This window comes from Streptomyces sp. NPDC001852 (assembly GCF_042891825.1).
In the GTDB taxonomy this organism is placed as follows: domain Bacteria; phylum Actinomycetota; class Actinomycetes; order Streptomycetales; family Streptomycetaceae; genus Streptomyces.
This window is the reverse complement of record NZ_JBIATN010000047.1, coordinates 15,260-40,697: the sequence shown is the minus strand read 5'-3', so window position 1 is coordinate 40,697 and position 25,438 is coordinate 15,260. Positions and strand designations below refer to the sequence as shown.

General features: G+C 70.3%; 28 protein-coding genes and 2 pseudogenes. 11 read left to right on the top strand and 19 right to left on the bottom strand.

What is annotated here, in order from left to right; all coding sequences use genetic code 11:
- Nucleotides 1-454 precede the first annotated feature (454 nt).
- Both ACFYZB_RS43190 and ACFYZB_RS43185 read right to left on the bottom strand, forming a co-directional pair.
- On the bottom strand, nucleotides 455-979 hold the full coding sequence (locus ACFYZB_RS43190; RefSeq protein ID WP_388767358.1) for a hypothetical protein: 525 nt from the start codon (nucleotides 977-979) through the stop codon (nucleotides 455-457).
- A 329-nt stretch (nucleotides 980-1,308) separates the two neighbouring features.
- Nucleotides 1,309-1,452 (bottom strand): hypothetical protein, encoded by a 144-nt coding sequence (locus ACFYZB_RS43185; protein WP_388767356.1) that lies wholly within the window; start codon nucleotides 1,450-1,452, stop codon nucleotides 1,309-1,311.
- A gap of 590 nt (nucleotides 1,453-2,042) precedes the next feature.
- On the opposite strand from ACFYZB_RS43185, the gene ACFYZB_RS43180 reads away from it, so the two are divergent.
- Nucleotides 2,043-2,576, top strand: coding sequence for a CbrC family protein (locus tag ACFYZB_RS43180; protein ID WP_388767355.1), 534 nt, complete (start codon nucleotides 2,043-2,045; stop codon nucleotides 2,574-2,576).
- A gap of 20 nt (nucleotides 2,577-2,596) precedes the next feature.
- Here ACFYZB_RS43180 and ACFYZB_RS43175 read toward each other — a convergent pair whose 3' ends face one another.
- A complete protein-coding gene (locus ACFYZB_RS43175; RefSeq protein ID WP_388767354.1) occupies nucleotides 2,597-2,821 on the bottom strand; it encodes a hypothetical protein in 225 nt (74 codons plus the stop codon).
- Between the two features lie 176 nt (nucleotides 2,822-2,997).
- Nucleotides 2,998-3,240 (bottom strand): hypothetical protein, encoded by a 243-nt coding sequence (locus ACFYZB_RS43170; protein ID WP_351212637.1) that lies wholly within the window; start codon nucleotides 3,238-3,240, stop codon nucleotides 2,998-3,000.
- A gap of 903 nt (nucleotides 3,241-4,143) precedes the next feature.
- Between ACFYZB_RS43170 and ACFYZB_RS43165 the strand changes: the two genes are divergently transcribed.
- The 4 genes from ACFYZB_RS43165 (at nucleotide 4,144) to ACFYZB_RS43150 (ending at nucleotide 6,101) form a co-directional block, all read left to right on the top strand.
- Entirely contained in the window at nucleotides 4,144-4,314 is a 171-nt protein-coding gene (locus ACFYZB_RS43165) for a hypothetical protein (RefSeq protein ID WP_388767353.1), read from the top strand.
- Between the two features lie 178 nt (nucleotides 4,315-4,492).
- Complete coding sequence (locus ACFYZB_RS43160) at nucleotides 4,493-4,990, top strand: SRPBCC family protein (protein ID WP_388767352.1); 498 nt, start codon at nucleotides 4,493-4,495, stop codon at nucleotides 4,988-4,990.
- Nucleotides 4,987-5,346 carry a DUF664 domain-containing protein gene (locus ACFYZB_RS43155; protein ID WP_388767351.1) on the top strand — a complete coding sequence of 120 codons (360 nt, stop codon included), beginning with the start codon at nucleotides 4,987-4,989 and terminating at the stop codon, nucleotides 5,344-5,346. The genes ACFYZB_RS43160 and ACFYZB_RS43155 overlap by 4 nt, the downstream gene beginning before the upstream one ends.
- 158 nt (nucleotides 5,347-5,504) lie before the next feature.
- Entirely contained in the window at nucleotides 5,505-6,101 is a 597-nt protein-coding gene (locus ACFYZB_RS43150) for a Type-2Aa cytolytic delta-endotoxin (RefSeq protein ID WP_388767350.1), read from the top strand.
- Nucleotides 6,102-6,294: 193 nt separating this feature from the next.
- Here the strand turns inward: ACFYZB_RS43150 and ACFYZB_RS43145 are convergent, their stop codons facing one another.
- From ACFYZB_RS43145 to ACFYZB_RS43135, 3 genes are all read right to left on the bottom strand, one after another.
- Entirely contained in the window at nucleotides 6,295-6,714 is a 420-nt protein-coding gene (locus tag ACFYZB_RS43145; protein WP_388767361.1) for an undecaprenyl diphosphate synthase family protein, read from the bottom strand.
- Between the two features lie 14 nt (nucleotides 6,715-6,728).
- Complete coding sequence (locus ACFYZB_RS43140; protein WP_388767362.1) at nucleotides 6,729-7,085, bottom strand: hypothetical protein; 357 nt, start codon at nucleotides 7,083-7,085, stop codon at nucleotides 6,729-6,731.
- Between the two features lie 191 nt (nucleotides 7,086-7,276).
- On the bottom strand, nucleotides 7,277-7,789 hold the full coding sequence (locus ACFYZB_RS43135; protein WP_388767348.1) for a PadR family transcriptional regulator: 513 nt from the start codon (nucleotides 7,787-7,789) through the stop codon (nucleotides 7,277-7,279).
- 129 nt (nucleotides 7,790-7,918) lie between these two features.
- Here ACFYZB_RS43135 and ACFYZB_RS43130 point away from each other — a divergent pair, with 129 nt between their 5' ends.
- A complete protein-coding gene (locus ACFYZB_RS43130; protein WP_388767347.1) occupies nucleotides 7,919-8,488 on the top strand; it encodes a hypothetical protein in 570 nt (189 codons plus the stop codon).
- A 216-nt stretch (nucleotides 8,489-8,704) separates the two neighbouring features.
- Here the strand turns inward: ACFYZB_RS43130 and ACFYZB_RS43125 are convergent, their stop codons facing one another.
- From ACFYZB_RS43125 to ACFYZB_RS43090, 8 genes and pseudogenes are all read right to left on the bottom strand, one after another.
- Nucleotides 8,705-8,977, bottom strand: coding sequence for a zinc-binding dehydrogenase (locus tag ACFYZB_RS43125; protein WP_388767360.1), 273 nt, complete (start codon nucleotides 8,975-8,977; stop codon nucleotides 8,705-8,707).
- A pseudogene (locus ACFYZB_RS43120) lies at nucleotides 8,938-9,063 on the bottom strand (zinc-binding dehydrogenase); the annotation flags it as partial. The gene ACFYZB_RS43125 and the pseudogene ACFYZB_RS43120, both read right to left, overlap by 40 nt.
- Before the next feature lie 77 nt (nucleotides 9,064-9,140).
- Entirely contained in the window at nucleotides 9,141-9,551 is a 411-nt protein-coding gene (locus ACFYZB_RS43115) for an alcohol dehydrogenase catalytic domain-containing protein (RefSeq protein WP_388767346.1), read from the bottom strand.
- Nucleotides 9,552-10,200: 649 nt separating this feature from the next.
- Complete coding sequence (locus ACFYZB_RS43110) at nucleotides 10,201-10,905, bottom strand: Clp protease N-terminal domain-containing protein (RefSeq protein ID WP_388767345.1); 705 nt, start codon at nucleotides 10,903-10,905, stop codon at nucleotides 10,201-10,203.
- 161 nt (nucleotides 10,906-11,066) lie between these two features.
- Nucleotides 11,067-13,055 carry a glycoside hydrolase gene (locus tag ACFYZB_RS43105; protein ID WP_388767344.1) on the bottom strand — a complete coding sequence of 663 codons (1,989 nt, stop codon included), beginning with the start codon at nucleotides 13,053-13,055 and terminating at the stop codon, nucleotides 11,067-11,069.
- Complete coding sequence (locus ACFYZB_RS43100; protein ID WP_388767359.1) at nucleotides 13,052-14,521, bottom strand: sensor histidine kinase; 1,470 nt, start codon at nucleotides 14,519-14,521, stop codon at nucleotides 13,052-13,054. Before ACFYZB_RS43100 ends, ACFYZB_RS43105 begins: the two co-directional genes overlap by 4 nt.
- Entirely contained in the window at nucleotides 14,521-15,231 is a 711-nt protein-coding gene (locus tag ACFYZB_RS43095; protein WP_388767342.1) for a response regulator transcription factor, read from the bottom strand. The genes ACFYZB_RS43100 and ACFYZB_RS43095 overlap by 1 nt, the downstream gene beginning before the upstream one ends.
- A 98-nt stretch (nucleotides 15,232-15,329) precedes the next feature.
- A pseudogene (locus tag ACFYZB_RS43090) lies at nucleotides 15,330-15,723 on the bottom strand (alkaline phosphatase family protein); the annotation flags it as partial.
- 554 nt (nucleotides 15,724-16,277) lie between these two features.
- Here ACFYZB_RS43090 and ACFYZB_RS43085 point away from each other — a divergent pair.
- Nucleotides 16,278-17,354: a S1 family peptidase gene (locus ACFYZB_RS43085; RefSeq protein ID WP_388767341.1), complete on the top strand. Its 1,077-nt coding sequence runs from the start codon at nucleotides 16,278-16,280 to the stop codon at nucleotides 17,352-17,354.
- 165 nt (nucleotides 17,355-17,519) lie between these two features.
- Here the strand turns inward: ACFYZB_RS43085 and ACFYZB_RS43080 are convergent, their stop codons facing one another.
- Nucleotides 17,520-18,014, bottom strand: a complete 495-nt coding sequence (locus ACFYZB_RS43080) for a PaaI family thioesterase (RefSeq protein WP_351215541.1) — start codon at nucleotides 18,012-18,014, stop codon at nucleotides 17,520-17,522.
- 90 nt (nucleotides 18,015-18,104) lie between these two features.
- Between ACFYZB_RS43080 and ACFYZB_RS43075 the strand changes: the two genes are divergently transcribed.
- The 4 genes from ACFYZB_RS43075 to ACFYZB_RS43060 all read left to right on the top strand — a co-directional run bounded on the left by ACFYZB_RS43075 (nucleotide 18,105) and on the right by ACFYZB_RS43060 (nucleotide 23,127).
- On the top strand, nucleotides 18,105-18,572 hold the full coding sequence (locus ACFYZB_RS43075; RefSeq protein WP_388767339.1) for a winged helix-turn-helix transcriptional regulator: 468 nt from the start codon (nucleotides 18,105-18,107) through the stop codon (nucleotides 18,570-18,572).
- 148 nt (nucleotides 18,573-18,720) lie between these two features.
- Nucleotides 18,721-19,464, top strand: a complete 744-nt coding sequence (locus tag ACFYZB_RS43070; RefSeq protein ID WP_388767338.1) for an HAD family hydrolase — start codon at nucleotides 18,721-18,723, stop codon at nucleotides 19,462-19,464.
- Nucleotides 19,461-21,857 (top strand): glycoside hydrolase family 65 protein, encoded by a 2,397-nt coding sequence (locus tag ACFYZB_RS43065; protein ID WP_388767337.1) that lies wholly within the window; start codon nucleotides 19,461-19,463, stop codon nucleotides 21,855-21,857. The genes ACFYZB_RS43070 and ACFYZB_RS43065 overlap by 4 nt, the downstream gene beginning before the upstream one ends.
- Nucleotides 21,858-22,065: 208 nt before the next feature.
- The gene (locus ACFYZB_RS43060; RefSeq protein ID WP_388767336.1) at nucleotides 22,066-23,127 is read left to right on the top strand and encodes a PP2C family protein-serine/threonine phosphatase; all 1,062 of its coding nucleotides are present in this window, start codon (nucleotides 22,066-22,068) and stop codon (nucleotides 23,125-23,127) included.
- A gap of 85 nt (nucleotides 23,128-23,212) precedes the next feature.
- Here the strand turns inward: ACFYZB_RS43060 and ACFYZB_RS43055 are convergent, their stop codons facing one another.
- The 3 genes from ACFYZB_RS43055 to ACFYZB_RS43045 form a co-directional block, all read right to left on the bottom strand.
- The gene (locus ACFYZB_RS43055; protein ID WP_388767335.1) at nucleotides 23,213-23,605 is read right to left on the bottom strand and encodes a hypothetical protein; all 393 of its coding nucleotides are present in this window, start codon (nucleotides 23,603-23,605) and stop codon (nucleotides 23,213-23,215) included.
- Between the two features lie 515 nt (nucleotides 23,606-24,120).
- Nucleotides 24,121-24,621, bottom strand: a complete 501-nt coding sequence (locus ACFYZB_RS43050; protein ID WP_388767334.1) for a DUF6114 domain-containing protein — start codon at nucleotides 24,619-24,621, stop codon at nucleotides 24,121-24,123.
- A gap of 31 nt (nucleotides 24,622-24,652) precedes the next feature.
- Nucleotides 24,653-25,276: a DUF6230 family protein gene (locus tag ACFYZB_RS43045; protein ID WP_388767333.1), complete on the bottom strand. Its 624-nt coding sequence runs from the start codon at nucleotides 25,274-25,276 to the stop codon at nucleotides 24,653-24,655.
- Nucleotides 25,277-25,438: the final 162 nt, after the last annotated feature.

The window sequence follows — 25,438 nt, the reverse complement described above, 5'->3', positions numbered from 1 at the left end:
ACACCTCGAAGCGTGAAGAACGGCCGCCCTGCTGTCCCGGGAACAAACCAAGATCAGCAGGTCAGGTGAACGGCGGAGGTTAAACGCCAAGCTAAAGACAAGCGGATGTTCTGCCAAGCGGAAGTTCTGGATGGACGGCTACCCGCTCGGTGAGATGCTCGTCGACCTCCTGGACCGGATGGCGGAGGCGGAGGCGGAGGCGGAGGCGGAGGCGGGCATTCTGCTGAAGAACGAGGTTGCGTAGCCGATGCGTACGCCCGCTCGGCACGCCCGATCGTGCCCGGAGCCGGTTGCCGTGGCCCATCCGCCGGCCGTCGGTGCCCACCCAGTGCCCACCCTGTCTCGCCATGACCGTCGCTGTCGTGGATCGGCTGTCCGGCCGTACGACCAGACGCCGCAGCACCGTGCCGGCTCCCGTCCTCAGCGGCTCACTACGGGACGCGCGGCGAGCAGGTCAGTTGTCGGCTTCGTCCTCCGGACCGGGCGCGTCGCCGATGGCGACGCGCAGGTCATGCATGCCTTGCAGGATGTCGATGAGGGCTTCTTCCGCTCCGCTCAGAGCACGTCGGGTGCCCTCCGCATCGCCTCCGTCGGCGTGCACCTGGGCGCTGAGCGCGTACACCGCCGTCATGACGGCGGCGAAGGCGGCCTCCCGGCCGGGTGGCAGTTCTTCCGCCTCGGGTTCGGAGACCTGCAGCGCTGTGCGTTGCAGCCGGTTCGTCAGGACGTTGACCGCGAGGCCGGGATCCTCTCCTACTTGTTCCCCCCAGCCGAGCAACGTCTCCAGGACATCTTCGATCTCCTCTTCCTCGGTGGTCAGACGGGTTGCGGCGGTGATCTCGAGCTCCACTTTCGCCAACAGACTGCCCAGCAGGTGCAGACGGTCCTCTTCCTGTGGCCCCTCGGGCCGCTTCTCCGGATCTGCCGCCGGCTCAGCCGCCAGTGCGGCCAGCGCTGCGTAGATCTGCTCAGCATTCACAGGGCGCTCACTACTGGTACTCACGCCTTCAGCTTCACCCAGCGAAGCCGTCCCACCCGCCCAGACACCCTCGAGTCCCAGCCGACTTCCACCACCCAGACCAGCGCGTGGTCGAGCAGCCCGGAGACGGCCGGACACTGTGGCCCTGATTCGGTTCGGCTCTCTGCTTCACCGCAGATGATGCCGGCGTGACCGCGGTGGTGCCGCTCCCACGCTCGGGCATCGTGCACGGCACCGCCTTCCAGGCCGCAAAGGCTCTGGCCGAAGCTTTCTGAAACCCCCGGTCATCGGCATGGGCCAGGGGGTGCGCGGAGCCGTTGCGGAGGCCGCTACCCAGCGGCCACAACCTGGCCGGCCGTGACCTGAGGTGGGTTGGGGAGCAGCGACGCGAGGTTGTCCCGTACGAAGTCGGCCGCCCTGGTCACCGACTCTTCGGCCCCGGCGCGGTCTTCGAAGACGCTGGTAGAAATCATCACTCCACCCCCGGCGTCAACCCAGTAGTAGGCCACGAATCCGGGGAGCTGTCGAAGGAGAGGGACGAATCCCTCGTTCACTCGGCGTCCTGCCTCGGCAGGGTCCGTCACCCCTTCGTACCGCCGAACCACTGCGTACACGGCTGATCTCCTCAGGCATCACAAGGTCACCCCATACGAAACGACATACCCCCCGCCGTGTCCCTCGCTCGCGGGACGCCAGAAAGGCACTCGGACAGGTGCATTGGTGTCTCAGGAAGCGCATGTGACGTGGCCGGGGCTGAGGAAGGCAGGCATTCGAGAAGGACGTCAATCTCCTCTTCGGCTGACGCCGGCCGGGTTGATCAACGCTCGTCCTTCGGCGCGTGACGGGGAAGAGCTCCTGATCGATGCTGCGTTCGGAGAGGCGTACGGCGACGACCTCTTCGAGCATGGCTGGTCGTGGTCCACGCGGCCGGGTGAGAGCTGGTACGGCTGGACCAGCAGGAGGAGGTCGACGTCGCCGCTTGATCGCCGACCTACTTGCGCACAGACTGTCCCCCCATGGGATCAGTAGGCATGGCCGTCGAGGCGCAGGTCGGGAAGCGGCGATGAGCGCCGGCCTGCCCTTCTTCCGCTATCACCCAGACCCTCTTGCGAGCGGGTCCATCCGTGCCGCCGCCGAGACGTGTGCCTGCTGCGCGCGCAGCACGGGCTGGATCTACACGGCGACGTTCTACACCGCCCACGAGGTCAACGGACGTTTCTGCCCATGGTGCATCGCGGACGGGAGCGCGGCTGAACGCTTCGCGGGTGAATTCACCGACTCCTACGGGCTTGACGGTGTCAGCGAGGAAGTCCTGCATGAGGTCACCCGCCGCACCCCTGGCTTCCACGCGTGGCAGGATCCGCACTGGCTCGTCCACTGCCAGGACGCGGCCGCCTTCGTGGGTGAAGTCGGGTACACCGGGCTGGCGGCGCATCCCGAAGCCCTCGACCAGCTGCGGGCCGACATGCGCATCGAAGGCTGGCACGACGAAAACCAGCTTGAGCGCTTCCTGACCCACCTGGGCGACGGGGCAACCGCCATGCTGTTCCGTTGCACCGTCTGCGGGGCGCACCTCGCCTATGCCGACGCATCCTGAGGGGCGCCTGTCCTGGCGAGTCACGGTGAGCAGATGCGAGTGCCGGCGATGCCGGTGAAGGCCATGAAGTGGCCGGCCTTGCGTTCGTAGCGCCGGCGCGGGCGCAGGAATCCCGCGATCCAGGCCGTGGTGCGTTCGATGGTCCAGGATGGCCCTGTGGTGTCGCCCAGGTGCTGGCTGGCCCTCGGCCGCTCCGCGGACCCGCTGGTGAGCCGTTGCTCCCGATGATCAGAACGATCCTTCATCCACTGCACCTTCTACCGCCCGGCAGAAGCAGTGGGCGCAGGCCTTCTGTTGCGGTCGGCAGGGCGGTCAGTGAGAGGGATCGCGCCCCTGCTCCTGACCGCCCTGGGGATGGGTGGGTCGACTTCTTCCATATGCGGTTGTGCGTTGACGGGCAGGAACTACCGTCGGCTGCCCGTCAGTTGCAGAAGTTGAGGATGGGGAGGAGACCGTTGCCGCACTGGTTTTCTTCCCCGCCACCGCCGCCGCCGTGGCCGTAGGCTGGCGCGGCCTTGGTGGCGACGTGCGTGGCGGGCGTCGCGGCCACGGCGGATGTGGCAGTTGCCACGCCCGCCGCACAAGCGATGCCCATGGCGGCACTCACCGCGAATACTCGCGGAATCCAGGAAACGGTCTTCTTGGGGTGAGGTGTAGTGTTCATGCACTCACCATGCACACCCCCGCAACCAGTTGCTCGCCGAGCGCATCCGAGCGGGTGAGCCACCCCTAAGGGCGGATCAGAAGTGGTTTCGGGGGATGTGCCGGCCTCGGCTGACCACATCCCGCCGAACAACGTAGGGAGCATTTTAGGCATCGAGGTGACGGCGAACGACGCCCACCCCGAACGCAGCCTGGCCATGCAGCCATTGCGTCAGTCCGTCCTGCCTACGTCGTACACTTCGATCCCGTCCCGGCACGAGGCGAGCTGGTCGAGATCAGGGGTCGACGGGCCACACCCCGTGCCGGCTGCCGGCGCTGACCGTGCCTGCCGCCGAGCCATGGCCGTGGCACTCGTCGTCGTCACCCCGTGGCGGCCGTCCGTCTCCCATCAAGGAGGGGCCTCAGACCACCGGACAGACACACGACGGCCTGTCGTCGCGTCGGTCACGGTTCTCGACCCGAGGACCTCGTGCAGGGTCCCTCGGGCCGGTCCGATGCGGGCGACAGCCGAGCAGACGACGTCCGGTCCCGTCCGGGTGTCGACCCGCACGGTGAGGAGGACAGCCTCGGGGGTCTCGGACATCCGTAGGCGAGGAGAGCTGTCGCACCCGCCCGACTCCGTCATGACGGTGAGGATGCGACCGTCACCACTCACTGTGACAGGCTGAGTGATCGCCTCGTTCCTCGTGACGGTCTTCGAACCCGCTGCTTCTGATGCCGAACAACCCGTCAGGACGACCAGGGTCGCGACGGCCACCGGCACAATACGACGATCAAGCGCGTGCGTCTTCACAGTAGAACGACGCCGGCAGGAGCGGATTCGTTCGCCAACAACGCGGCCGCGCGAGGACTTGTCCCGGGAGGCACCGACCGCCAAGTCCACGGCGCCGACATTGCGGTGATCGTGACCAATGGCCGAGTGGCGGCGCCGGCCGCGGCCTTCGCCGAGCAACAACGCCTCGACGTGGTCGACCGTCACACGCTCGGAGAGTGGGCGTCCGGCTCGCGCCCCTCAGGGGAACTGTTCCTGGGCCGTCCCTCCACCTCCGCGGTGCCGGTCCCCCTCCGGCTCTGACTGGCTGGTGCTGTGACCGGCGGGGTTTGCTGGGCCGGGTGGGTCAGTCCCGCACTGGGAAGCTTCGGTCGGCCCGCGTAGGGCGGGGCCTGGGTGGCTCGGCCGGCGTTGTCGTACCCGCGGTGTAGCGTCCGGGCCGGCGGCAGGTTCATGCTCTGCGGTTGACGGAGGAGCTGGGATGGCGGGTAGGACAGGCGAGGCCGTGGTGAGGGTGTCCCGGCGCATCGGTGCCCCGGCGGAGGACGTCTTCCGGATCCTGGCCGATCCCGGGCGGCACCCGCACCTCGACGGCTCGGGAATGCTGCGCGGTGTGGTCTCCGGCGGCGCGGTATCGGGCGTCGGGGACGTCTTCGTGATGCGGATGTACTACGAGCGCTACGGCGACTACGAGATGAACAACCACATTGTTGAGTACGAGCCGGACCGCCGCATCGGCTGGGAGCCGAGGCCCGGTCGCGGGCACCCGGACGTCACCGCGAACGGGGCCGCGTGGGGCCACCGCTGGATCTTCGACCTGACCCCGCAGGGAGCCGGGGCGACGGTCGTGACCGAGATCTTCGACGGTTCGCGCATGCCGGAGGACAAACGCGCGGAAGTGGACAGCGGGCGCGCCTGGTGGCAGACGCAGATGGTGAGCACTCTGGAACGCCTCACCGAACTGTGCGCGGCCGCGTGAACGCCGAACTCGACGTCCTCAAGCGCGCCCTGGACCGCCAGCGCGAGCACGTCGTCGGGGCCCTCGAAGGGCTCTCGCAGGAGGATCTGCGGCGGTCGGTACTGCCCAGCGGCTGGAGCTGCCTGGCATTGGTGCGCCACCTCACCCTGGATGTCGAACGCTTCTGGTTCCCGGGGGTGATCGCGGGGGAGCCGGATGTGGCCGGACAGCTCACCGCGGGCGCGAACGCGCACTGGTACGTACCCGCTGGGATGAGCGCCGAGGAGGTCTTCGCCGACTACCGTGCGGCCATCACGCGCGCGGACGCCGTGCTGGCCGCCGCCGCGCCCGCCACCTGGACGCGGTGCGTGAACTGATCGACGGCACCACCTGGCTCGGCGGCAACCCCTACGCCGGCTAGGCGGTGCCTCTTCGATTCCGTCACCCTGACGCGTGGCGCATGCGGCACCGGGCGCTCTGCGGGTCGCCTTGGCGCACGGATGCGTGCATACTGACGCCTCATCGGTGCAACAAAATGTTTAAGGAGGGGCAGTTGACAGCCTGTTTCAGGATAGTCACCGAGGTGGGAGAGGCCCATCTTGCCCAGGCGGAGGCCTTGGAGCGTGCCTTCCAGGAGGCGATCGCGCCAGCCACTGTCAACTACGACTTCGGTCATATTCGCGATGCCGCTGCGGTGCTTCCCGACAGCGACATCGTCAAGATGGTCCGTGGCTGGGGGCTCCAGGAGGAGGCGCCGATTCTGGTGATGGCGCTCTCCCTCAAGGAGGCGGTCCGCCAGGCGCTCCCGCCCGAGGCGGCTCAGGCGTCGTTCTGGGACACCGTTGAGCGCCACCTCGTGGAGGCCTTCACCGGTCTCGCGGCGCAGGAGGGTGCACCGGGACTGGTCTACTACGAGGAGGGACCGGACCGCACGAGCTATTACCGCGATCTGTTCTTCGCCCTCCAGGACGAGGAAGCCGGCGAGTACCTGTACGCAGTCGCCTTCTGCGCCGACGTCACCGTCGGCTTCGGCAAGTCCCGTGTGGGAGCACTGGGCCTCACCGACACCGCACCGTTCGCGGTTCGGCTCGACGCGATCGTCGTGCGCCAGAAGCTCACGAACGTGGTCTGATCCTCCGGGAATCGCCCGCCGCCTTTCCGGGGCCGCTCTGCGTATGTGATGCGGCCGGTCTCCCACAGGTCCCCACGACCAGTCACGGCCCGCCGTCCCGGGCCGGGGAATCACGCCCTGATATGCGGTGCATCGGCGGTGATGCTCGAGGCTCGAAGTCCGAGCCAGAATCGCCATGACATCACGCGCCGACTCAGCCACGGACCCTCCCCGTCGGCAAGGTGGCCAGGTCTGGTCCGCGTTCAGTGCGACGCGGGCGCGACATTCGGAGCGTAGGAGTGCGGGTTCGCCTGGGCCGTACGTGGCTCGGGTACGGCGCCGAAGCGGCGGGTCCGGCAGCCGTAGGCGGTGATCGCCTGCCACAGGTCCCGCCGGTCGACATCGGGCCACAGCTGGTTGGCTCGGAGTAAGCGGTGTGCCAGGGCCGGAAGTTGGAGACGCGTCGTTCACCGCCGGTGCGCCACGGCAGGGCGACGTCGGGGAGCGGGTGATGGGGCAGGAAGCGGGCGAAGTCCCGTTCGGTCGGGCGGGCGGGATCCAGCTCGCCGGCGAGCGCGGCGTGGGCGAGGGAGGCGCCCGCGCGGGCGAGTTCGCCGCGTCCGCCGTAGTTCAGGCAGCCGTTGACGGTCAGATCTCGACGGCGCCGTAGACGACCTCGAACAGTGCCTCGCCGCCGGCCGCGTGGCCCTCGCCGCGGTCGAGGCCGCGCCGGGTGGCCAGCGTCCGTTGCCGTCCATGATGACGGCCACGTGCCGGGGCAGGTCGACACACCAGCGGGTGGCGCAGCAAGCGCGGCAACGACTGGGCCGCGACCAGACACACTAGGACCAGCAGCGCATGGCGGAACGGCAGCCAGACGGGCCGACCGGGGTGCCGGAAACTCCGCAGCCGCAACTGCCGCACGGCGAGCACCTCGACGACACAGGCACACAGCGTCGCCGCGAGCACCTCCGCCCGAACGGACCGCCCCTCCCTGTGCCACATCCAGATCACCGCCACGCACCCCCGGACCGGTCAGACCGAGCTGGCTCACCGGCCCGAGCGCGGGCGCCATGACCGTGGTGAGCAGCACCGGCCCGGCCCATACGGTAACGGAAGGGCACGGCCGTACGGGACGTCGTACGTGGCCCGGTCGAGGGGAACGCGGCCCGTGGTCGATCGGCGTACGACACCGTCTACTTGATCTGCTGTGCCGCCCACTCGGCCCACTCCCGCCGCATGGCGTTGAAGCGCAGGCCGTACTCGAGGGCGATCCGCCCGTAGACCGACAGGTCGTCGTCCCCCCAGTCGATGGATTCGCAGAGCTGCCGCAGTCGCTCGTAGCCCTGCTCGGACATCTCCGTCAGCTCGGTCAGGTAGGCGCGTGCCTGCTCGGGGCGGAGCACGCCGAGGAAGAAGACGCGCAGCAGGATGTCGCTGCGGGTGTTGCCCTGGGGCCTGGTCTCGGTGAGCCAGTGGCGCAGCTCGGCCAGGCCCTCGTCGGTGAGGGCGTACTCCTTGCGGCCGCGCGGGCCCTCGGCGGCCACCGTGATCATCCCGGAGCCCGCCAGTTTGGTCAGCTCGGTGTAGATCTGGCTCTGGGTCGCGGGCCAGACGTTGGCCAGTGAGGTCTCGAACCGCTTCAGCAGGTCATAGCCGCTGGCGGGACGCTCCGACAGTAGGCCGAGCAAAGCGTGTTTCAGGCTCATGGCCCCCACCCTACCTTCCAATATTGACATGTCACGAGCTGACCTTCTAGTTTTGACATGTCGAAACAGGGGGCTGAGCGAGTTCGGCGACCGGCTCGGACCGTCGGACCCGGAAAACGGGGGAATCCCATGTCGTACCTGCGTACGTTCCTGCCCTGGATCGTCTTCGCCGTCATCCCTTCGGGAGCGTGGCAGTGGGCTGCTCTGACCGCTCTGGCGGTGTCCGTCGCGATCATCGCGCAGGAGAAGCGGTCCGGTGCCGGTTTCGACGCGCTGATCATCGAATCGGGCTCGGCGGCCTTCTTCGCCGTCCTCGCGGCCATCGCCTTCGCCGCCCCGCACTCCGGTGTGCACACCTACTCCGCTGCCCTGTCCTCCGGGACCCTCGCCGTCATCGCCGGCGTCTCGCTGGCCGTCGGACGCCCGTTCACGCTGGGCATCGCCAAGCGCACCACTCCGCGCGAGGTGTGGGGACTGAAGCCGTTCATCCGGGTCAACGTGGTCATCACGGCCGTCTGGACCGCCGCCTTCGCCGTGACCGCCGTAGTCCTCGCCCTGGTGGCGCACGCCGGACACGCCCACTCGGCCGCCGCCATGATCGTCCAGATCGCCGGATTCGTCGTCCCGCTGGTCTTCACCGTTCGCTACGTCGCCCACGTCCAGGCCAAGGTCCAGCAGGCGGGGCAGGCCGCCCGCTGAACGCCACCCGAAGCGCCTTTCGGGCAACTGGCAATGGGATGCAGTGTCCACTCCTGGACCGGCGCCGGCGACGTCAGGGCCTCCCGTACGGCGCACGCGTCGGGCGTGATGGTGAAGGTGGACGGTGTCTCAGGGGGCTCGTCCATCACCTGCGGGCGTCCAGGCCGTGCAGGCAGGCCGGGCGTTGGGGCGGAGACGGGGCCGGCGGAGTGCGGCTCAGTCGTCGATGTGCAGGACGATCTTTCCGCGCTGGTGTTCGCGCTCGAGGGCCTCGTACGCCGCCCGCCCCTCGATGAGGGGCAGCACGCGATCCACCGTCGGGGTGAGGCGGCCTTCCTGGATGAGCTGGGTGATCGACTCCAGCCCGGCCCCGTCGGGCTCCACGATGAAGAAGACACCGTGGGCGTTGTGCCGCTCGCGTCCACGGGGTCGACCTCGTCCTCGAAGCGCTGATGGACGTGGTCGATGGCCGTGTCGGCTCCCAGCGATCGTACGAATTCGAGGTCGTTGCGGCCCACGGTGGCTGTGACGTCGGCGCCGAGGGCGGTGGCGATCTGGACGACGAAGGACCCCACCCCGCCGGCGCCACCGTGCACGAGCACGCGCTGACCGGGGCGCACATGGGCGTGGTCGACGAGGGCTTGCCAGGCGGTCAGCGCTGCCAGCGGCACGGCCGCGGCCTGGTCGTGGTCAGGGGGGAGGCGGGTTCGGCTGCTGCCGCATCGGCCGGCAGGGCCACGTATTCGGCCGCGGCGCCGTCGCGGGTGAAGGGGACCAGTCCGTACACCTCGTCACCTTCCTGCCATCCGGTGGCTCCGTCGCCGAGGGCGGCCACCACGCCGGAGAACTCGTGCGAGGGGATGGCGGGGGTGCGGTCGTGGCCCGAGCCGTCAAAGCTGTCGGTCCAGGTGGCGTCCCAGTCGAGTTCTCCGGCGGTCACCGAGGCGGCCCGCACGGCAACCAGGATGTCGCCGGGGCCGGGCTGTGGGCGTGGGGCCTTTTCGTAGGTGAGTTGCTCCGGGCCGCCGCGGTGGTGTGCCCGGATTGCGTTCATCTCGCTCATGATCGTTCCCTTGCGTGCAGGGGATGATGCCCGAGCCGCACCGGCTCTCAGGGGCCGAGGACGGGCTTGGAACTCCTGACAGCATGGGCCACCCTCGGACCCGCGTGCGGGCGAGGCAAGGCGAGCGCGAAGGGAGATCACCACTCTGCACGAGTGCTCTCATGGGCGAGTCGGCTTCACCGGAGCGTGAGCTGTGGGATGCGTTCCCCGAGGGGCGTCGCGTGGACCGGCGCTCTGGTGTGCCTGCGCCGTCGCGCGGATCAATCGGGCCTTCTGGACCGAGGACTGCTGGGGTGCCGGGCATCGACCGTCGACTTCGACTTCACCCGCCACATGGCGCTGACCTGCTGGGCACGCCGTCCTTAGGTGCCTGGCGCAGCGCACGGCCTGGTACTGGTCGGACCACACCCCGTCACCTGGCGATGGTGTCGTGGGCCTGGGCCGCAGGCGGTGTTCGTCCCGCAGGCCCAGGGTTCACAGCCGTCGACCAGCAGGGACCGGGACGTGCGGCCGTGGCGCATGTCCACGACCACGCGGACAGGAGGACCGGGTCGTCGCGCCGGGCCGCACCTTCCGGCGGCCCCTGGGTCTGATCACCATCCCCGGGAGAAGGTGAACCTCGGCCTGGTCCGGCGCGACTGGTCGTTCGTCACCGCTTGTCGCGCGCGGCGATCCGTTTGGTGACCTCGGTCTTGACCGTCTCGTGCAACTCGTCCGAGGTGAAGCCGAGGTTGCGCAGGATCTGTGCGGCCGTGCTCTCCTTGACGCGGATCAGGCCCAGCAGCATGTGTTCCGTGCCGACCCAGTCGTGGCCGAGGTTGGCCGACGCGCGGAGTGCCTGCTGGATGGCCTCCTTGCTCTCCGACCGGAACGCGATGTGCCCCCGCAGCGCCTTCTTCCCGGCCGGCGGCATCGCTTCCTCGATCGCGTCGCGGATGCGTTGTTCCGACTCGGTTTTGGCCATCAGCACCTCGTACGCCAGGCCCCGCGCTTCGCCGAGCAGGCCGAGCAGGATGTGTTCGGTGCCGATCAAATCGTGCTTGTGCGTTCGCGCGGCCTCCTGCGCCAGCACGATGCTGTGCCGGTTGAGGTCGGTGAACCGCTCGAACGGGGCCGGTGCGTGGCGTTGCTGGGCGGCCTGTTTGGACACCCCGATGGCGTCGCCGATCTCGCTCCACGACGCGCCGGCCTGCCTGGCCTTGCCGACGTAGTGGTCGACGAGCTGGTCACCGAGGTCGGACAGGGTCAGGGCACGTAGTTGCGCCTCACTGATGCGGGCCAGGTCGTCGGCGTCGGGGCGTTCCTCGTCGAGACGGGCGATCAGGTCGGCGAGGTTGACGTTGAGTGGACTCATGCGTCAATCGTAGATTGACGATCCCTCAATCGTCAATCAGTAGTTGACGATTGAGGGTGTGCTCGGTACGGGCACGCAGGACCCGTTCGGGCGCGCGAGGGGAGCCGGCGCCTCGCGCGCCCGAATCCGCTCATGTCAGAGGCAGGAAACGCCTGTTGGCGTCACAGAGCGGCCGGGCACAACCGTTGGGCCGTGCCGCCCCCGACCACCGCGTCGGCGCAGCCTGCGGGCAGTCCGCCGTAGGTGCGGGTCGAGAAGTTGGCCGTGACGGTCAGGACGCCGTCGCCGAACGTCGTGCGCTGCACCAGGAGGTCGGGCGTCAGCCGGCGGAAGTCGGTCATGGGCTGGGTCGCCGCGGCCTTGTGCAGGGGCTCGAAGTACTTCTGCAGCCGGGCGATCTGCTTGCCGTGCGCGTCCAGTTCCGCCTTGTCGAGGACGAGGTTCAGCGGGACGTTGTACAGCATGGCCAGCAGCGCGCGGGTGCGGCTCTGGTCGGGCAGCTTCGACCAGGACAGCTCCCAGCGCTCGGTGCTGATCACCGAGTCGTGCAGCACGGTCTGGTACAGCGGCACCCGGTACCTGGGGTCGTACATCGCCCTGGCGAGGTCGGCCGGCAACCGGACGGGCTTGAAGAAGATGCCGGGCGCGCCGGCCGGTGCGTAGCCGCCCCACGTGGCGCGGTCCCGCTCCAGCTTCCACAGCTGGTCGGGGACCGGGGTCCCGGAGCCGTGGCTGAAGGCGAGCGCACCGTTCGCCCAGGAACCGGCGCTCTCCGAGCCGAGCACCAGTTTGCGGTCGCCGGACAGCCAGGCCATCCGCCGCAGCCGGTTCTGACGGTCCTGCGCCTGCGTCATCGGGTGCGCGGGGGAGTGGTCGGTGAACAGCTCGCCGGCGGCGTCCACGTCGAGGAAGTAGCTGTTCGCGCCGTTCGCGGTCATCTCACGGGTGCGGTCGGCCAGATGGTGCCGGGACGGCTCGGCGCGCCGCAGCGCCTCGGAGCTCACGTAGCAGCCGCGCCCGCCGAAACCGGTCACGACCTTGCCGTCGGCTCCCCGCACACAGGCGTCCTGCCACACGGGCGCGGGCCACCTGGACACCGAGGTGTCGGCCGAGGCGGGGTCCTGGGCGTTGGCCCAGGAGTCGTACGGTCCGACGAGGTAGCCGGACCGCTCGGCCAGGCTCACGGCCGGGCGGTCCATGGGGGAGCCGTCGGCGTCGTAGCCGAGCCACATCCTGTCGATGCCCAGCTCCCGAAGGCGTTTGATGCCCTGTGCGGTGCGGGCCTGGCCCCAGGTGTAGGCATGGAAGGCGCCCACCAGCCTGCCGACCGCGGGGTTGCGGGCGATCTTCTGGCGCAGGGTGGTGATGCCGCCGTGGGACTGCAGCCAGGCCCGGTAGTCGCGGGCGGCGGCCACCGGCGAGCCGTCGGTGAGCGCGAAGGTCAGCGTGTAGTCGAGCGTGTCCTCCGACGGCGAGAACGCGTGCTCGGTCTCGGTGTGCAGCCGGCCGTCGGCGGAGACGAATTTCAGCGTGGTGCCGATGTCGGACTCGGCGACGTAGCTCGCGCCGTGCCCGCCGCGCAGGCTGGTCCCCCAGAACGGCATGGTCAGACCGTCGGACAGGCCCGCCTCCGAGCCCGCGAGCCCGGCGCCCGCGGAGTTCCACCAGCGGTCGGTGACGGGCACCGAAAGGCCTTCGCCGCGCGGGATCTGCAGGTCGCTCGTGTCCTGGTCGGTGGCGGTCACGGGCCAGGTCAGCGTGCCCTTCCGGGCGGAGTGCACGGTCACCGCCAGCCGTCCGTCGCGTGCGGCCGCGGTGACCAGGAGCCCCTTCGCCGGGTAACCCCAGGTGGCCTGGTCCCCGTGCACCGAGACCTGCCCAGCCGGTCCGAGGACGTTGGCCGCCGGAGCGGACAGCTGCCAGGCGTGTCCGTCGTCCGCCTGGGCGCGCACGGCCAGGGAGGTGGTGTCCACCACGGCGCGCCCGCCGGCGACGGGTACGGTGACCCGGTTGCCGTGCGCCTCGACGTGCCGGCTGTCCCGGACGCCCGTGCCGAACGCGGTGGCCGTGCCGACCACTCCGATCACCGTGAGGGCGGCACTGAGCGCGACGAACTTCTTCTTGGTCTTGTTGATCTTCCTCGCCTTCATGGGGCGTCACTGTCACGGGGCGGTCTAAGAACTTTGTGAGAGCTCCCGGTGCGGGACGGCGTGGCGAGGCGGAGCCGGAACAGGGCGCCCCCGCCGGGGGCGCGTTCGGCGGTGAGGCCGGCGTGGTGGGCGTGGGCGATCTGGCGGGCCATGGCGAGGCCGAGTCCGGACCCGGGCAGTGCGCGGGCCGTGCGGGCACGGTAGAAGCGGTCGAAGACGTACGGCAGGTCCTCGTCGGCGATGCCGGGTCCGTGATCGCGGACGGTGACCTCCAGCCGGTCTCCGCAGCCGGTGAGTGTCGCCTCGACGGGTCGGCCGGGCGGGCTGAACTTCGCCGCGTTGTCGAGCAGGCACGCCAGCAGCCGGGAGAGCCGGGCCGGTACGCCGGCGACCGTGCCGCTTTCCGCTCCCGGGGCGACGGACAACTGGAAGGAAACGTCCGGCCAGTGGTCACGGGCCGCGTCCACGGCGTGGCCGACGACGCCCGCCAGTCGCACGTCCTCGACCAGGGGATCCGGCTCCTCCTCCCGGGCCAGCTCGATCAGGTCGTTGACGAGTACGGTGACCTCGCGCAGCTGACGGCCGAGCGCCCCGGCGGCCCGCTCGCGCTGGGCGTCGGTGAGGCGGGCGGACCGGGCGAGCAGTTCGGCGTTGGTGCGCAGCGCGGTCAGCGGAGTGCGCAGTTCGTGCGAGGCGTCGGCGACCAGCCGGCGCTGGGCGCTGACGGACTTCTCCAGCTCCTCCAGCATGGTGTTGAAGGCCACCGCGAGCCGGGTGAGCTCGTCCTCGCGGCCCGCGCGGCCGGGCGGCAGCTCGATGCGGTGGCGGGCGTCACGGGTGGTGGTGATGCGCTCGGCCGTCGCGGTCAGCCGGCCGACCGGGGCGAGGCCCGTCCGGGAGACCCAGAAGCCGAGGCCACCGGCCAGCAGGACGCCGCCCGCGCCCACGGCGAGGAGCAGTTCAGCCGCCTGCCGCACGCCCTGGTCGACGGTGTCGGCGCGCACGGCGACCTGCAGCGCCCGCCCGTCGTCGAGCCGCGTGGTGAACATGCGGGCGCGGTGCCCCGCGAGCCGCAGTTCGCTGTAGTAGGCGCCGTGGGTGCCGGCGGCGACCGCACGGGTGATGCCGGTGACGGGCAGCAGATAGGGCTTCGCGGGATCGTCGCCGGGCCGGGCGGGCGCCAGCTGGGCGCAGGCCGGGGCGGCGAGGTACCGGCACTCGCCCTGCACCACACCGGCCGGTTCGTGCCGGTACTGCTGGGCCGCCAGCCGCGCCGACTGGGTCAGGTGCAGGTCGAGCTGACGCAGCAACTGGTACCGGATCACCAGGAAGGCGGCCGCGCACACCCCGACCACGACGACCGCCACGGCGAGCGATGCGGCCAGGGTCAGCCGGGTCCGCAGGGGTCGTCGAGGCCACCCGGAGCGCAGGTCTGCGTCCCGCCACCGGACCGGCCGTGGGGCGATCACGCCAGGTCCAGCCGGTAGCCGACTCCGTGCACGGTGTGCACCAGCCGTGGCTCGCCGTCGGCCTCCAGCTTGCGCCGCAGGTAACCGACGTACACCGCAAGCGAGTTGGATTCCGGGCCGAAGGCGCGCCCCCACACCCGTTCCTGGATCGTCTCCCTGGTCAGGACCTGGCCCGGATTGCCCAGCAGCAGTTCCAGCAGCGCGAACTCCGTCCGGCTGAACTCGATGGCGCGCGCTCCGCGCCGCCCGGTCCGGGTGGCCGGGTCCACCACCAGATCGGCGAAGGCGAGCTCCGCCGCCTCCGCCGGCTCGGCGGGTGCGCTGCGGCGCAGCAACGCCCGGATGCGGGCCACCAGCTCGTCCAGGGCGAAGGGCTTGACCAGATAGTCGTCGGCGCCCGCGTCCAGACCGTCCACCCGCTCGCTCACCGAGCCCAGCGCCGTGAGCACCAGCACGGGTGTACGGTCGCCCATCGCCCGCAGCCGACGGCAGACCGCCAGCCCGTCGAGACCCGGCAGCATCACATCGAGCACCAGGGCGTCGGGCTCCCAGGACGCGACCTCCGCCAGCGCGGACTGCCCGTCCTCCGCCCCGCGCACGTCGTACCCCTCCACGTCGAGGCCGTCCTCCACGGCGTACCGCACCTCGGGCTCGTCATCGACCACCAGAATCCTCGGCGCACGCACGCCCCCACGAACACTGCTCATGGGGGCAAGCCTGCCAAATGGTGTCCGGGGCGCCTCGGAGTCCGCCTTGGGGAAGCGGACTGGGGGACTTTCACGAGAGGCGGCGTGGGCCCTCGGTGTCACCCGTGCGGACGGGTGCCGCCTTCCTGGTGGGGGCACGTCTGGTCCGCTCCGGGCAGTGTCGGCCTCAGCGGAGTCGCCACCTCTTCCTGCGCCTTCTGCAACTGCTCAGCGGTGTCGTCGGGGAGCTGGGGCGGGCCGGGGCGGGCGTCGCGGAAGCGGAAGGCGGTCGTGAGGTCGCCGAAGGCGGCACGCCGCCAGTCGCACATGTTCGGCTCCTTCCCCCGGTGACCGTTCCAGGAACTACAGGGCCGAGGTGTGGTCGAAGGCTTCCGATGAGACCCAACCACCCACTGACCAGGGCGAGATGATGATGGCCGGGACGCGGAAGCCGCCGCCGATCGGCAGGCCCTGAACGTATTCGTTCGCCGTGCCGGCGGGCGGCGTGGGCGGGGGTGGTGTGCCAGGAGACCACGACCTCACGGGAGCATCGGCCCTTGCGACGAACGCGCGTCCGCTGGGGCACTGAACGGACAACGGAGTCAGGGGAGTTCATGGGCGTCGACTCCCACGGGGTGCGGGAGGAGGGCACGGTGAGATCCGGGTGAACGAACCGTCAAGCCCGGCATGCCGGTGACGCCGCGGCAGGTCATCGGCGAGCCAAGAGTGGTCCAAATGAGGGACAGGTATTCCGAATTCCGGACGGGATGGGTGTGAACCGGCCAGCCGTGGAGGAACCGAGTGTGGACGGCGGTCCCGATGGCGCGCACGGTGTGTGAACGCCCCTCGCCGCCGACCAGGTCCGGCGTGCCGAGACGGCGGCGACCGGGATCGCCCGCCCCGGGCAGGCGCGGCCGGAAAGCCTCCTTGTTGTGGCGTACGTGCGAAGCCATACTCGACGGCGTTTGGCATGGCCACGTCGAACTATGGGTCGCCGTCCCCGTGCCTTCCGTCCCTCCGGCCCCGACTCGGTGAGCGAGCGGGGCAACCCCCACTGGAGGCCCCACATGTCGCAACGTCGCACAGCTCTCACCACCCGCGCGCTCACTGGAGCGAGCGCCGTGGTTCTCACCGCCGGCGCCGCCCTGCTCCCCGGCTCGGCCACGGCCGCGACCGCTCCGGCCGCCGCCACCCCGGCCGCGGCCCGTGCCGCGGTCGCCGCGAACCTGGTCGCCCGCCTGGGCGATCGTGCGGCCGGCACCTACTACGACGCCGCGGCGCGCCGGTTCGTCGTCGGCATCACCGATCCGGCCGCGGCCGGCCAGGTCCGCAACGCCGGTGCCGTGCCCAGAACCGTGCGCTACTCCACGGCCCAACTCCGCGGCGTGCTCGGCACCTTGAACCAGCGGGCCCGGATCGCGGGCACCGCCTGGGCGATCGACCCCCGGCAGGACAAGGTCGTCGTGACCGTCGACCCGACGGTCACGGGGGCGAAGCGCAACCGGCTGACCACCGTGGTCGACTCGCTCGGTGACAAGGTGGTCGTACGCAGGGCCGCCTCCGCGTTCAAGCCGTTCATCGCGGGCGGCGACGCCATATGGGGCAGCGGTGTCCGCTGCTCCCTCGGTTTCAACGTGTCGGTGAACGGCGCGCCGTACTTCCTGACCGCCGGGCACTGCGGCAACGCCTCCTCGACCTGGTCCGACTCGCAGGGCGGCGGCGAGGTCGGCCAGACCGTCGACTCCCAGTTCCCCGGCACCGACTACGCCCTGGTCCAGTACGACGACGCGAACAGCGACCACTCGAGCGCCGTCGACCTCTACGACGGCAGCAGCCAGCAGATCACCCACGCCGCCGACGCCTACGTGGGCGAATCGGTCCAGCGCAGCGGCAGCACCTCGGGTGTCCACGGCGGGACGGTCAACGCACTGGACGCGACCGTGAACTATGAGGAGGGCACGGTCTCCGGGCTCATCGACACCGATGTGTGCGCCGAACCCGGCGACAGCGGCGGCGCGCTCTTCGACGGTGACGCGGCCATCGGGCTGACCTCGGGCGGCAGCGGTGACTGCACCTCCGGCGGCGAGACCTTCTTCCAGCCGGTGCCGGCGGCGCTGAACGCGGAGGGCGCGACGCTTCCGTAGCCGGGCTACCGTACGCCTCCGGCCACTCCGGAGTGCCTCAACCGGGCCTGCTGTGGGCCCGGTTGAGGTTCGTCCCACAGTCTCGTCGATGGACCGACCAACGCCGGCCACCAGGCCATCATGGCCCTGTCGCATCAGGCCCGTCGGGCAGGCGCCGGCCGTCGGCTAGCTCGGAGAGACCGGGAAGAGCATGCAGCTGCTGGTGGCATGGGCGAGCAGGCGGTCCTCGGAATCGAGCAGTTCCGCCTGGGCCAGGGCGGTGCGGCGGCCGTGGCTGAGGACGGTGCCGATGGCGCGGACCTTGCCGGTGTCGACCGTGACCGGGCGCAGGAACTTCACACTCAGATCGAGCGAGGTGTAGCCCATGCCCGCCGGAAGAACAGACTGCACGGCGCAGCCTGCGGCTGAGTCGAGGAGCGTGGCGTAGACCCCGCCATGGACACTGCCGATGGGGTTGTAGTGCTCCTCGCCCGGTTCCAGGGCGAAGACCGCGCTGCCGAACTCAACCTGTTCCAGTGTGAATCCGAGGGTCGCGGCGATGGGCGGGGCGGGCAGGCGTCCGCACAGCACCCTGCGCAGAAAGTCGAGACCGCTCTCCTGGCCGACGGCGGCCGCGGAGGTGCTCGGATCCTGCCACTCGAACGTGCGCGACCTCGTCATCGGCCTCTTCCTCCCCTGCTGACTTCACAAAACAAAGTTAGCGAGCCGGACATCTGGCTGTCAACGTCGAAGCCAGCCTACGATGACCGCATGACCTGGCTGGAGACCAGTACGGAGAACTGCACAGTGCAGCGCACCCTCGACCTGATCGGCGAGAAGTGGTCGCTGCTGGTGCTGCGTGACGCCATGAACGGCGTGCACCGCTTCGATGACTTCCGTCGGCACGTGGGACTGTCGGAGGCGGTGCTGGCGGACCGGCTGCGCAAACTGGTGGCCGCGGGGATCCTGGAGACCGTCCCGTACCGCGAGCCGGGACACCGCACGCGCCACGAGTACCGGCTCACCCGGAAGGGCTGGGATCTGTGGCCCGTGATGATCGCCCTGAAGCAGTGGGGCGATCGCTACGCCGCGGATCCCGAGGGGCCACCGTTGGAGGTGCGCCACCGTGACTGCGGCGAGCAGGTGGAAGCCGTCGTCATCTGCTCGGGCGACCACGGGCCGCTCGTCCCACGACAGGCGTACACGCGCCCTGGCGCCTCCGCGCACGCGGTGACCTGAAGGGGCCGGCCGTTCCGGGAGGCGCCGGGGACGCGTCGCACACAGCACTTCCGGTGGCGCCCGGGGCCCTCGCCCGAGCGGGTGTCTTCCGGCGCGCCCGAGGCTGACCTGGCCCGGACGTCCGCGGGCGGCTTCTAGCCTCGGCGACATGCTGGGGCTTCCTGCTCATGTCCGTGCCTGCCTTTTCGACCTCGACGGGGTGCTCACGCAGACCGCGAAGGTGCACGCGGCGGCGTGGAAGGAGATGTTCGACGGCTGCCTCCGCGAGTGGGCGACGCGCCAGGGGACCGCGTTCGTGCCGTTCGATGCGGTCGGTGACTACGACGCGTACGTGGACGGGCGCCCCCGTGCGGACGGCGTGCGCACGTTCCTCGCCGCACGCGGGATCGAGCTGCCCGAGGGATCCCCGGAGGACCCGCCGGGGGCCGAGACCGTGAACGGGCTGGGCAACCGGAAGAACGAACTGGTGCTGCGGCGGATCCGCGAGGACGGTGTGGAGCCGTACGAGGGCTCGGTCCGGTTCGTGCGCGCCGTCCGGGAGGCCCGTCTGCGCTGCGCGGTGGTGTCGTCCAGCGCGAACTGCCGGGACGTCCTGGGGGCGGCAGGCATCGAGGACCTGTTCGACGAGCGGATCGACGGAGTGGTGGCGCGCGAGCTCCGGCTGCGGGGCAAGCCGGCCCCGGACACCTACCTGGAGGCGGCCCGGCGCCTGGCGACGGATCCGTACGACGCGGCCGTGTTCGAGGACGCCCTGGCCGGAGTCGAGGCGGGCCGAGCGGGCCGGTTCGGTGTCGTCGTGGGGGTCGACAGGGTGGGCCAGGCGGAGGAGCTGCGGGCACACGGCGCCGATGTGGTGGTCCGCGACCTGGACGAACTCCTGGAGGCGCCGTGATCACCCATCCGAGCTTCACGGTCGAGCCGTGGTGCCTGCGCGAGACCGAGCTGAACCTGGACGTGCTCGCCCAGAGCGAGTCGGTGTTCGCCCTGTCCAACGGGCACATCGGATGGCGCGGCAACCTCGACGAGGGAGAACCCCACGGACTGCCCGGCGCGTACCTCAACGGCGTCCACGAGCGGCATCCACTGCCGTACGCGGAAGCCGGCTACGGATATCCCGAGTCCGGCCAGACGATGATCAACGTCACCGACGGCAAGGTCATCCGCCTGCTGGTCGACGACCACCCGTGCGACCTGCGCTACGGCAGGCTGCGCGCGCACGAACGGGTGCTGGACTTCCGGTCCGGTGTGCTCAGCCGCAGCGCCCGGTGGACCTCGCCCGGCGGCCGTACGGTCCGGATCACCTCACGCCGGCTGGTGTCCTTCACCCAGCGCGCGGTGGCCGCGATCGTGTACGAGGTGGAGCCGGTCGACGGGCCCACCACGGTGGCCGTACAGTCCGAGCTCGTCGCCAACGAACAGCTGCCCCGGTTCGAGGGCGACCCACGTGTCGCCGCGGCGACCGAGTCACCGCTGGTGCCCGAGGAGCACTTCGCGCAGGAGACCCGGCTGCGGCTCGTCCACCGCACCGAGCACAGCGCACTGCGGGTGGGGGCGGCAGCCGACCACCTCGTCGACGGACCGGAGAGCACGAGCTGGACGGCGCAGAGCGAGCCCGATGTCAGCCGGCTGACGGTGACGGCGGACCTCGTGCCCGGACAGCCGCTGCGGCTGGTGAAGTTCGTGGCGTACGGCTGGTCGGGGGAGCGTTCGCTGCCGGCCGTGCACGATCAGGTGGACGGAGCGGTGGCGGCCGCGGTCAGCACCGGCTGGGAAGGGCTCGTCGCCGCGCAACGCGCGTACCTGGACCGCTTCTGGGCCGGCGCGGACGTCGAGGTGGAGGGCGATGCGCAGATCCAGCAGGCGGTGCGGTTCGCTCTCTTCCATGTGCTCCAGGCGGCGGCCCGCGGCGAGAACCGGGCGATTCCCGCGAAGGGCCTGACCGGCACCGGTTACGACGGGCACTCCTTCTGGGACACCGAGTCCTACGTCCTGCCCGTACTGTCGTACACCGCGCCGGCGGCCGTCGCATCGGCGCTGAGGTCGCGCCACCGGATGCTGCCGGCGGCACGTGAACGCGCCCGTCAGCTGGGGCTCGCCGGAGCGGCGTTTCCCTGGCGCACGATCGACGGCGCCGAGTGCTCCGCCTACTGGCCGGCCGGGACCGCCGCCTTCCACGTCAATGCCGACATCGCCCTGGCCGCCGTACGGTACGTCCTTGCGACCGGGGACGAGGATTTCGAGCGCGGCGAGGGACTCGACCTCCTGGTGGACACCGCCCGTCTGTGGCGGTCCCTCGGACACCACGACGCGGAAGGCGTCTTCCACATCGACGGGGTCACCGGCCCCGACGAGTACAGCGCCATCGCCCGCGACAACCTGTACACCAATCTGATGGCCCGGCAGAACCTGCTCGCCGCCGCGAACGTGGCCACGCGCCATCCGGAACGCGCCGAGGAACTCGGTGTCGACGAGGAGGAGGCCGCGGCGTGGCGGGACGCCGCGGCCCGCATGGCGATGCCGTACAACGAGTCCCTGGGCGTGCACGAGCAGTCGGCCGGCTTCACGACCTTCCAGCACTGGGACTTCGAGGCGACCCCGCCCGAGAACTACCCCCTGCTGCTGCACTACCCCTACTTCGACCTGTATCGCAGGCAGGTGCTGAAGCAGGCCGACCTCGTCATGGCGATGATGGAGTGCCCGCACCTCTTCTCCGACGAGCAGAAGGCGCGCAATTTCGCCTACTACGAACCGCTGACCGTCCGGGACTCCTCCCTGTCGGCGTGCTGCCAGGCGGTGCTCGCGGCCGAGACCGGACATCTGCGGCTGGCCTACGCCTACCTGAGTGAGGCCGCGCTCATGGACCTGGACGACCTGGAGCACAACACCCGTGACGGGCTGCACATCGCCTCCCTCGCGGGAACCTGGATCGCCCTGGTCGCGGGTTTCGGGGGGATGCGCCGGTACTTCGGCGACGAGGGGAAGCCGGGCGTGCTGTCGTTCGCCCCGCGCCTGCCCGAAGCGCTGTCCCGGGTGGCCTTCACGGTGCTGGTGCGCGGCCGCAGACTGAAGGTGGACATCGGCCCGTCCCATGCGCGCTACCGCTTGCTGGAAGGCGAACCGATGGAGTTGGCGCATCACGGCGAGCCGATGACCGTGACCGTCGACGCCCCGGTGGACTGCCCGCTGCCTCCCACGCCCACCCGCCCCGAGCCGCAACAGCCGCCGGGCCGGCGTCCGGAGGGCCTTCCCGCGGGGGACGAACACCGGGCAGAGACCCAGGAGTGACGTGGTGATTCCGACCCGTCACCGTCAGTCAGCGGACTGTCGCCGGGCTACGAGATGAGCAGCGGTAAAATAACCCAAATCGGTGCCCTGGCTTCCGTACCTGGGCTGCCGCTCGACCTGCACGACCTCGGGGAGCGGCACGGTGGCGAGGTCTTCTGAGGAACGCAGAGTCACGCGCAACGCTGGTGCGTGGGGCGGGTGGGGCAGGTTGCTGCCCCTGCTGCCTGCTCTGCTGCTGTTCATCGGCCTGATCGTCGGTCTCGCCACACCCCGCGATGTCAGGCCGGACGCCTTCCTCGCCACGGCCATGATTTCTGCCGCCGCGCTGCTGCCCCTGTGGGGGACCGTACTCATCGGAGTGGGAGCGTGCGCCGTCTTCGTCGGCTTGATGGTGGACTTCAACGGGCTGCGGGATGCGACCGCCTACTCCGAGCTGGCCACCCTCACGGCGATCGCGGCGTTCGCCGTCTTCTTCAACCGCCTGCTCGGCCGCCGCGCCCATCAGCTGCTTCAGGTCCGCTCAGTGGCCGAGACCGCCCAGCTGGCGGTGCTGCATCCGGTACCGCGCCACCTCGGGCACCTCACGCTCGAGAGCCTGTACCTGGCCGCCGCGGCGGAAGCCCGCATCGGTGGCGACCTGTACGAGGCGATACACACCCCGCACGGCGTACGGCTGCTCATCGGCGACGTACGCGGCAAGGGCCTGCTCGCGATCCAGGCAGCCGCGACGCTGCTCAGCGCCTTCCGTGAGGCCGCCCACGACGCGCCCGACCTGCCCCATCTCGCGTGCCGCCTGGAGACGAGCATGAGCCGCTACGCCGCCCTCTACCCGGGAGTCCCGGGATCGGAGATCGCCGAGCGCTTCGTCACCGCTCTCCTCGCCGAGGTCCCGGACGATGAACCGGTGGTCCGGACCGTCACCTGCGGCCACCCGCCCCCACTGCTGCTGCGCCACGGCGAGGTCCGGGAGCTGCAGCCCGCTGCTCCCTCGCCGCCGCTCAACCTGGGCATGCTGATGAACGACGGTTACCACGTCGACCTCGCCCCGTTCCACCCCGGGGACAAGCTGCTGCTGTACACCGACGGGGTCACCGAGACCCGCGACCGTTCAGGCACCTTCTACCCCCTTGCCGAACGCATCAGCTCATGGAGCAGCGAGTCACCCCACCAGCTCCTCCACCACCTCCACCACGACCTGATCGCCTACAGCGGCGGTGAACTCGACGACGACATCGCTGCCCTCCTCGCCCAGCGGCACCCGGGCCACTGAGCGGTACCTCCGGCACTCGCGCCCGCACTGTGCGACGGTGTGGCGCGGTCCGGTCGTAGGGCCCGTGTGCGCTGTTGGCCGGCGGTCACCAGGCCGACGCGCGGTAGACCGCGCCGCTGACGGACAGATCGCCTCCGAACTGGGCGATCTGTGCCAAGGCCGCGTTGGTGAAGGAGAGCGTGCGAGCGGGAGCGGCAGGGTGGGACAACCAGCTCGGTACGGCATCGGGGGTGATGGTGACGGTTCGGTCGGCCGGGAGCGGGGCGCCGCCCAAGCCCGTGACTGTGCCGGACAGCTTGCGCACATAGAGGGTCACCACACGGCTGCCGCCTCTGCGGTTGAGTGTGGTCGTGGTCCCGGGTCCGGTTCGCAGGCGCACAGCGGCGCGGCCACGGCCTGCGGTCAGGTCGAAATCGACGGCGCTCACGGATCTGGCCGTGAACTTCAGCACCCGCACGGACCCGGTCGCGGTGTGCACGGTGACCACACCCTCGAAGGCAGCGCCCCGGAGTACGAGTCTGTCGGTTCGCAGTGTCCAGGAGGGGTTCGCGGGACGGACGGGTGGCCGATCGAGCGGTGCCTCGGAGAGAGCCGGCGAAGCGCTCATGGTTGCTGGTGCGGTGCTCGCAGGGGCCCGCGCGGAGCTCGGCGGTGCCGGTGTGCCACTCGCCGCCGGCGTGTCACTCGCATGTGTCGGCCAGGCGTCCGTGGGTGTGGGCGAGTCGCGCGCACGCGTCGGTTCGGTGTCCGTGGGTGTCGGTGTGGAGCTCGACGGGGTCGCGGATCCGGTGGTGTCGGCGGGGGCGGGGAGTGTGGTCGTCGCCATCGGTGTCGTGAGGTGCAGGGCCAGGGGGACGGCTGCCGCGGCCAGTGTGCAGGCAATGGGGCGCTGCATGCGGCCGATCACGCGGCTGGTGCGAGGCTCAGGGCGGCACGGGTGGTGAGGCTCGGGAATCGGCGCGTCCGCCGCCTGCCCGGTGCCGTGGTCACTGGTCACGTGGGCTCTCCCGCCGCCGGATCGGCTGTGGAGGCGCTGTGTGTGGCCGTCGCGGTCGCAGTCGCTGCCGAAGCCGCCGACGGCTCGGAGGCGCTGGGCGGGATCCAGGCGCAGGCCAAGGAGCCGCCGATGAGCGCGGAGATCAGACCGAGCAGGAAGCCCCCGAAGTTCGCGACGGGGAAGGAGACCAGGGCGAGCAGCAGGGTGGCGATGCCGGCGAAGACGCGAAGGCGCTGCTGGAACCAGAGGCCGAGGGCCAGGGCCATCAGGAGAATGCCGATGACCAGGGATCCGGCGCCCGAAGTGGTCGACAAGGCCAGCGGAATTCCGCCGGGATCGAGGTGCGCATAGGGCAGATACAGGATGGGGAGTCCTGCCTGGAAGGTGAACACCCCGGCCCAGAAGGGGCGTTCACCGCGCCAGGTTCTGAACCTGCGCCGGGCATCGGCGGCCGTGACGCGCAGTTTCGCGTGGCTGCGGGGGAAGTCGATGAACACGTGTCCTGTCCTGGTCAGGGTGAGGCGAGCGTCAGAAGCATTCGTGGCGGCCCTGCTTGAGCTGTTCAAAGAGGCCGGGAATGCTGAAGGTGCCGGCCGACACCGCGACCGCCGTCACGCGCACGTTGGTCAGCCTGGCCGACGTGGCCTGCTGCCCGACGCCGTTGGGGTCGAAGAACCGGGAGTCCCTGTCGCCCGGATTGATCGGCCCTTTGGTGATCGCCCCCTGGGCGACACCGGTGTCGATCCCTTTGAAGTTCGCCTGTCCGATGAACTCGGATGTCGCGTTGATGAACAGGTTCGTCGCCTCGGCCGGACGTTCGTTGCCGCCGGTGAGTCGCAGGGTCTGGGGGCCCAGTACCGGGATGTCGACCACCACGGACTGACACAGTCCGCTGACCGTGGCGTGTCGCGCGCCGATGACCATGACCGGCACGGGGCTGCCCTTCTTGGGCACGTCCACCATGCCGTAGAGGCTGAAGCCGCGCATGGTCAGCGTGTCCACGGCCACCTGGAACCGCTGGCCGGAGATGAAGAAGGACGCGGCCAGGGCTCCCTGTGCCATGGCGACGGCCAGGGCCGCGGTGGCCGCGATGCCGGGGATCAGGACGGCGGCGAAGCGCCTCCAGCAGGTTCTGCCGGCGTGGTGCACCATCCCGTCTCCTCCGGTTGCGAGGTGAGCCCGCCCGATGCCGGGCAGCACGGACGACACCCCTTCCTCCCGTGCCGGATCCTAGGCTTCCGGAAGCGTCAACCTGCGGCACGCCAGGTCCGCCGTACGGGTGTTGTGACTCGTGTTCGTCCCTCCGGGTGACGC

Coding starts and splice junctions, on each gene's coding strand:
- ACFYZB_RS43185 (WP_388767356.1), bottom strand. CDS start 1,452: ATGATTTCTACCAGCGTCTTCGAAGACCGCGCCGGGGCCGAAGAGTCG.
- ACFYZB_RS43180 (WP_388767355.1), top strand. CDS start 2,043: ATGAGCGCCGGCCTGCCCTTCTTCCGCTATCACCCAGACCCTCTTGCG.
- ACFYZB_RS43175 (WP_388767354.1), bottom strand. CDS start 2,821: ATGAAGGATCGTTCTGATCATCGGGAGCAACGGCTCACCAGCGGGTCC.
- ACFYZB_RS43170 (WP_351212637.1), bottom strand. CDS start 3,240: ATGAACACTACACCTCACCCCAAGAAGACCGTTTCCTGGATTCCGCGA.
- ACFYZB_RS43160 (WP_388767352.1), top strand. CDS start 4,493: ATGGCGGGTAGGACAGGCGAGGCCGTGGTGAGGGTGTCCCGGCGCATC.
- ACFYZB_RS43150 (WP_388767350.1), top strand. CDS start 5,505: ATGTTTAAGGAGGGGCAGTTGACAGCCTGTTTCAGGATAGTCACCGAG.
- ACFYZB_RS43140 (WP_388767362.1), bottom strand. CDS start 7,085: ATGTGGCACAGGGAGGGGCGGTCCGTTCGGGCGGAGGTGCTCGCGGCG.
- ACFYZB_RS43135 (WP_388767348.1), bottom strand. CDS start 7,789: ATGAGCCTGAAACACGCTTTGCTCGGCCTACTGTCGGAGCGTCCCGCC.
- ACFYZB_RS43130 (WP_388767347.1), top strand. CDS start 7,919: ATGTCGTACCTGCGTACGTTCCTGCCCTGGATCGTCTTCGCCGTCATC.
- ACFYZB_RS43115 (WP_388767346.1), bottom strand. CDS start 9,551: ATGAGCGAGATGAACGCAATCCGGGCACACCACCGCGGCGGCCCGGAG.
- ACFYZB_RS43110 (WP_388767345.1), bottom strand. CDS start 10,905: ATGAGTCCACTCAACGTCAACCTCGCCGACCTGATCGCCCGTCTCGAC.
- ACFYZB_RS43105 (WP_388767344.1), bottom strand. CDS start 13,055: ATGAAGGCGAGGAAGATCAACAAGACCAAGAAGAAGTTCGTCGCGCTC.
- ACFYZB_RS43095 (WP_388767342.1), bottom strand. CDS start 15,231: ATGAGCAGTGTTCGTGGGGGCGTGCGTGCGCCGAGGATTCTGGTGGTC.
- ACFYZB_RS43085 (WP_388767341.1), top strand. CDS start 16,278: ATGTCGCAACGTCGCACAGCTCTCACCACCCGCGCGCTCACTGGAGCG.
- ACFYZB_RS43080 (WP_351215541.1), bottom strand. CDS start 18,014: ATGACGAGGTCGCGCACGTTCGAGTGGCAGGATCCGAGCACCTCCGCG.
- ACFYZB_RS43075 (WP_388767339.1), top strand. CDS start 18,105: ATGACCTGGCTGGAGACCAGTACGGAGAACTGCACAGTGCAGCGCACC.
- ACFYZB_RS43070 (WP_388767338.1), top strand. CDS start 18,721: ATGCTGGGGCTTCCTGCTCATGTCCGTGCCTGCCTTTTCGACCTCGAC.
- ACFYZB_RS43045 (WP_388767333.1), bottom strand. CDS start 25,276: ATGGTGCACCACGCCGGCAGAACCTGCTGGAGGCGCTTCGCCGCCGTC.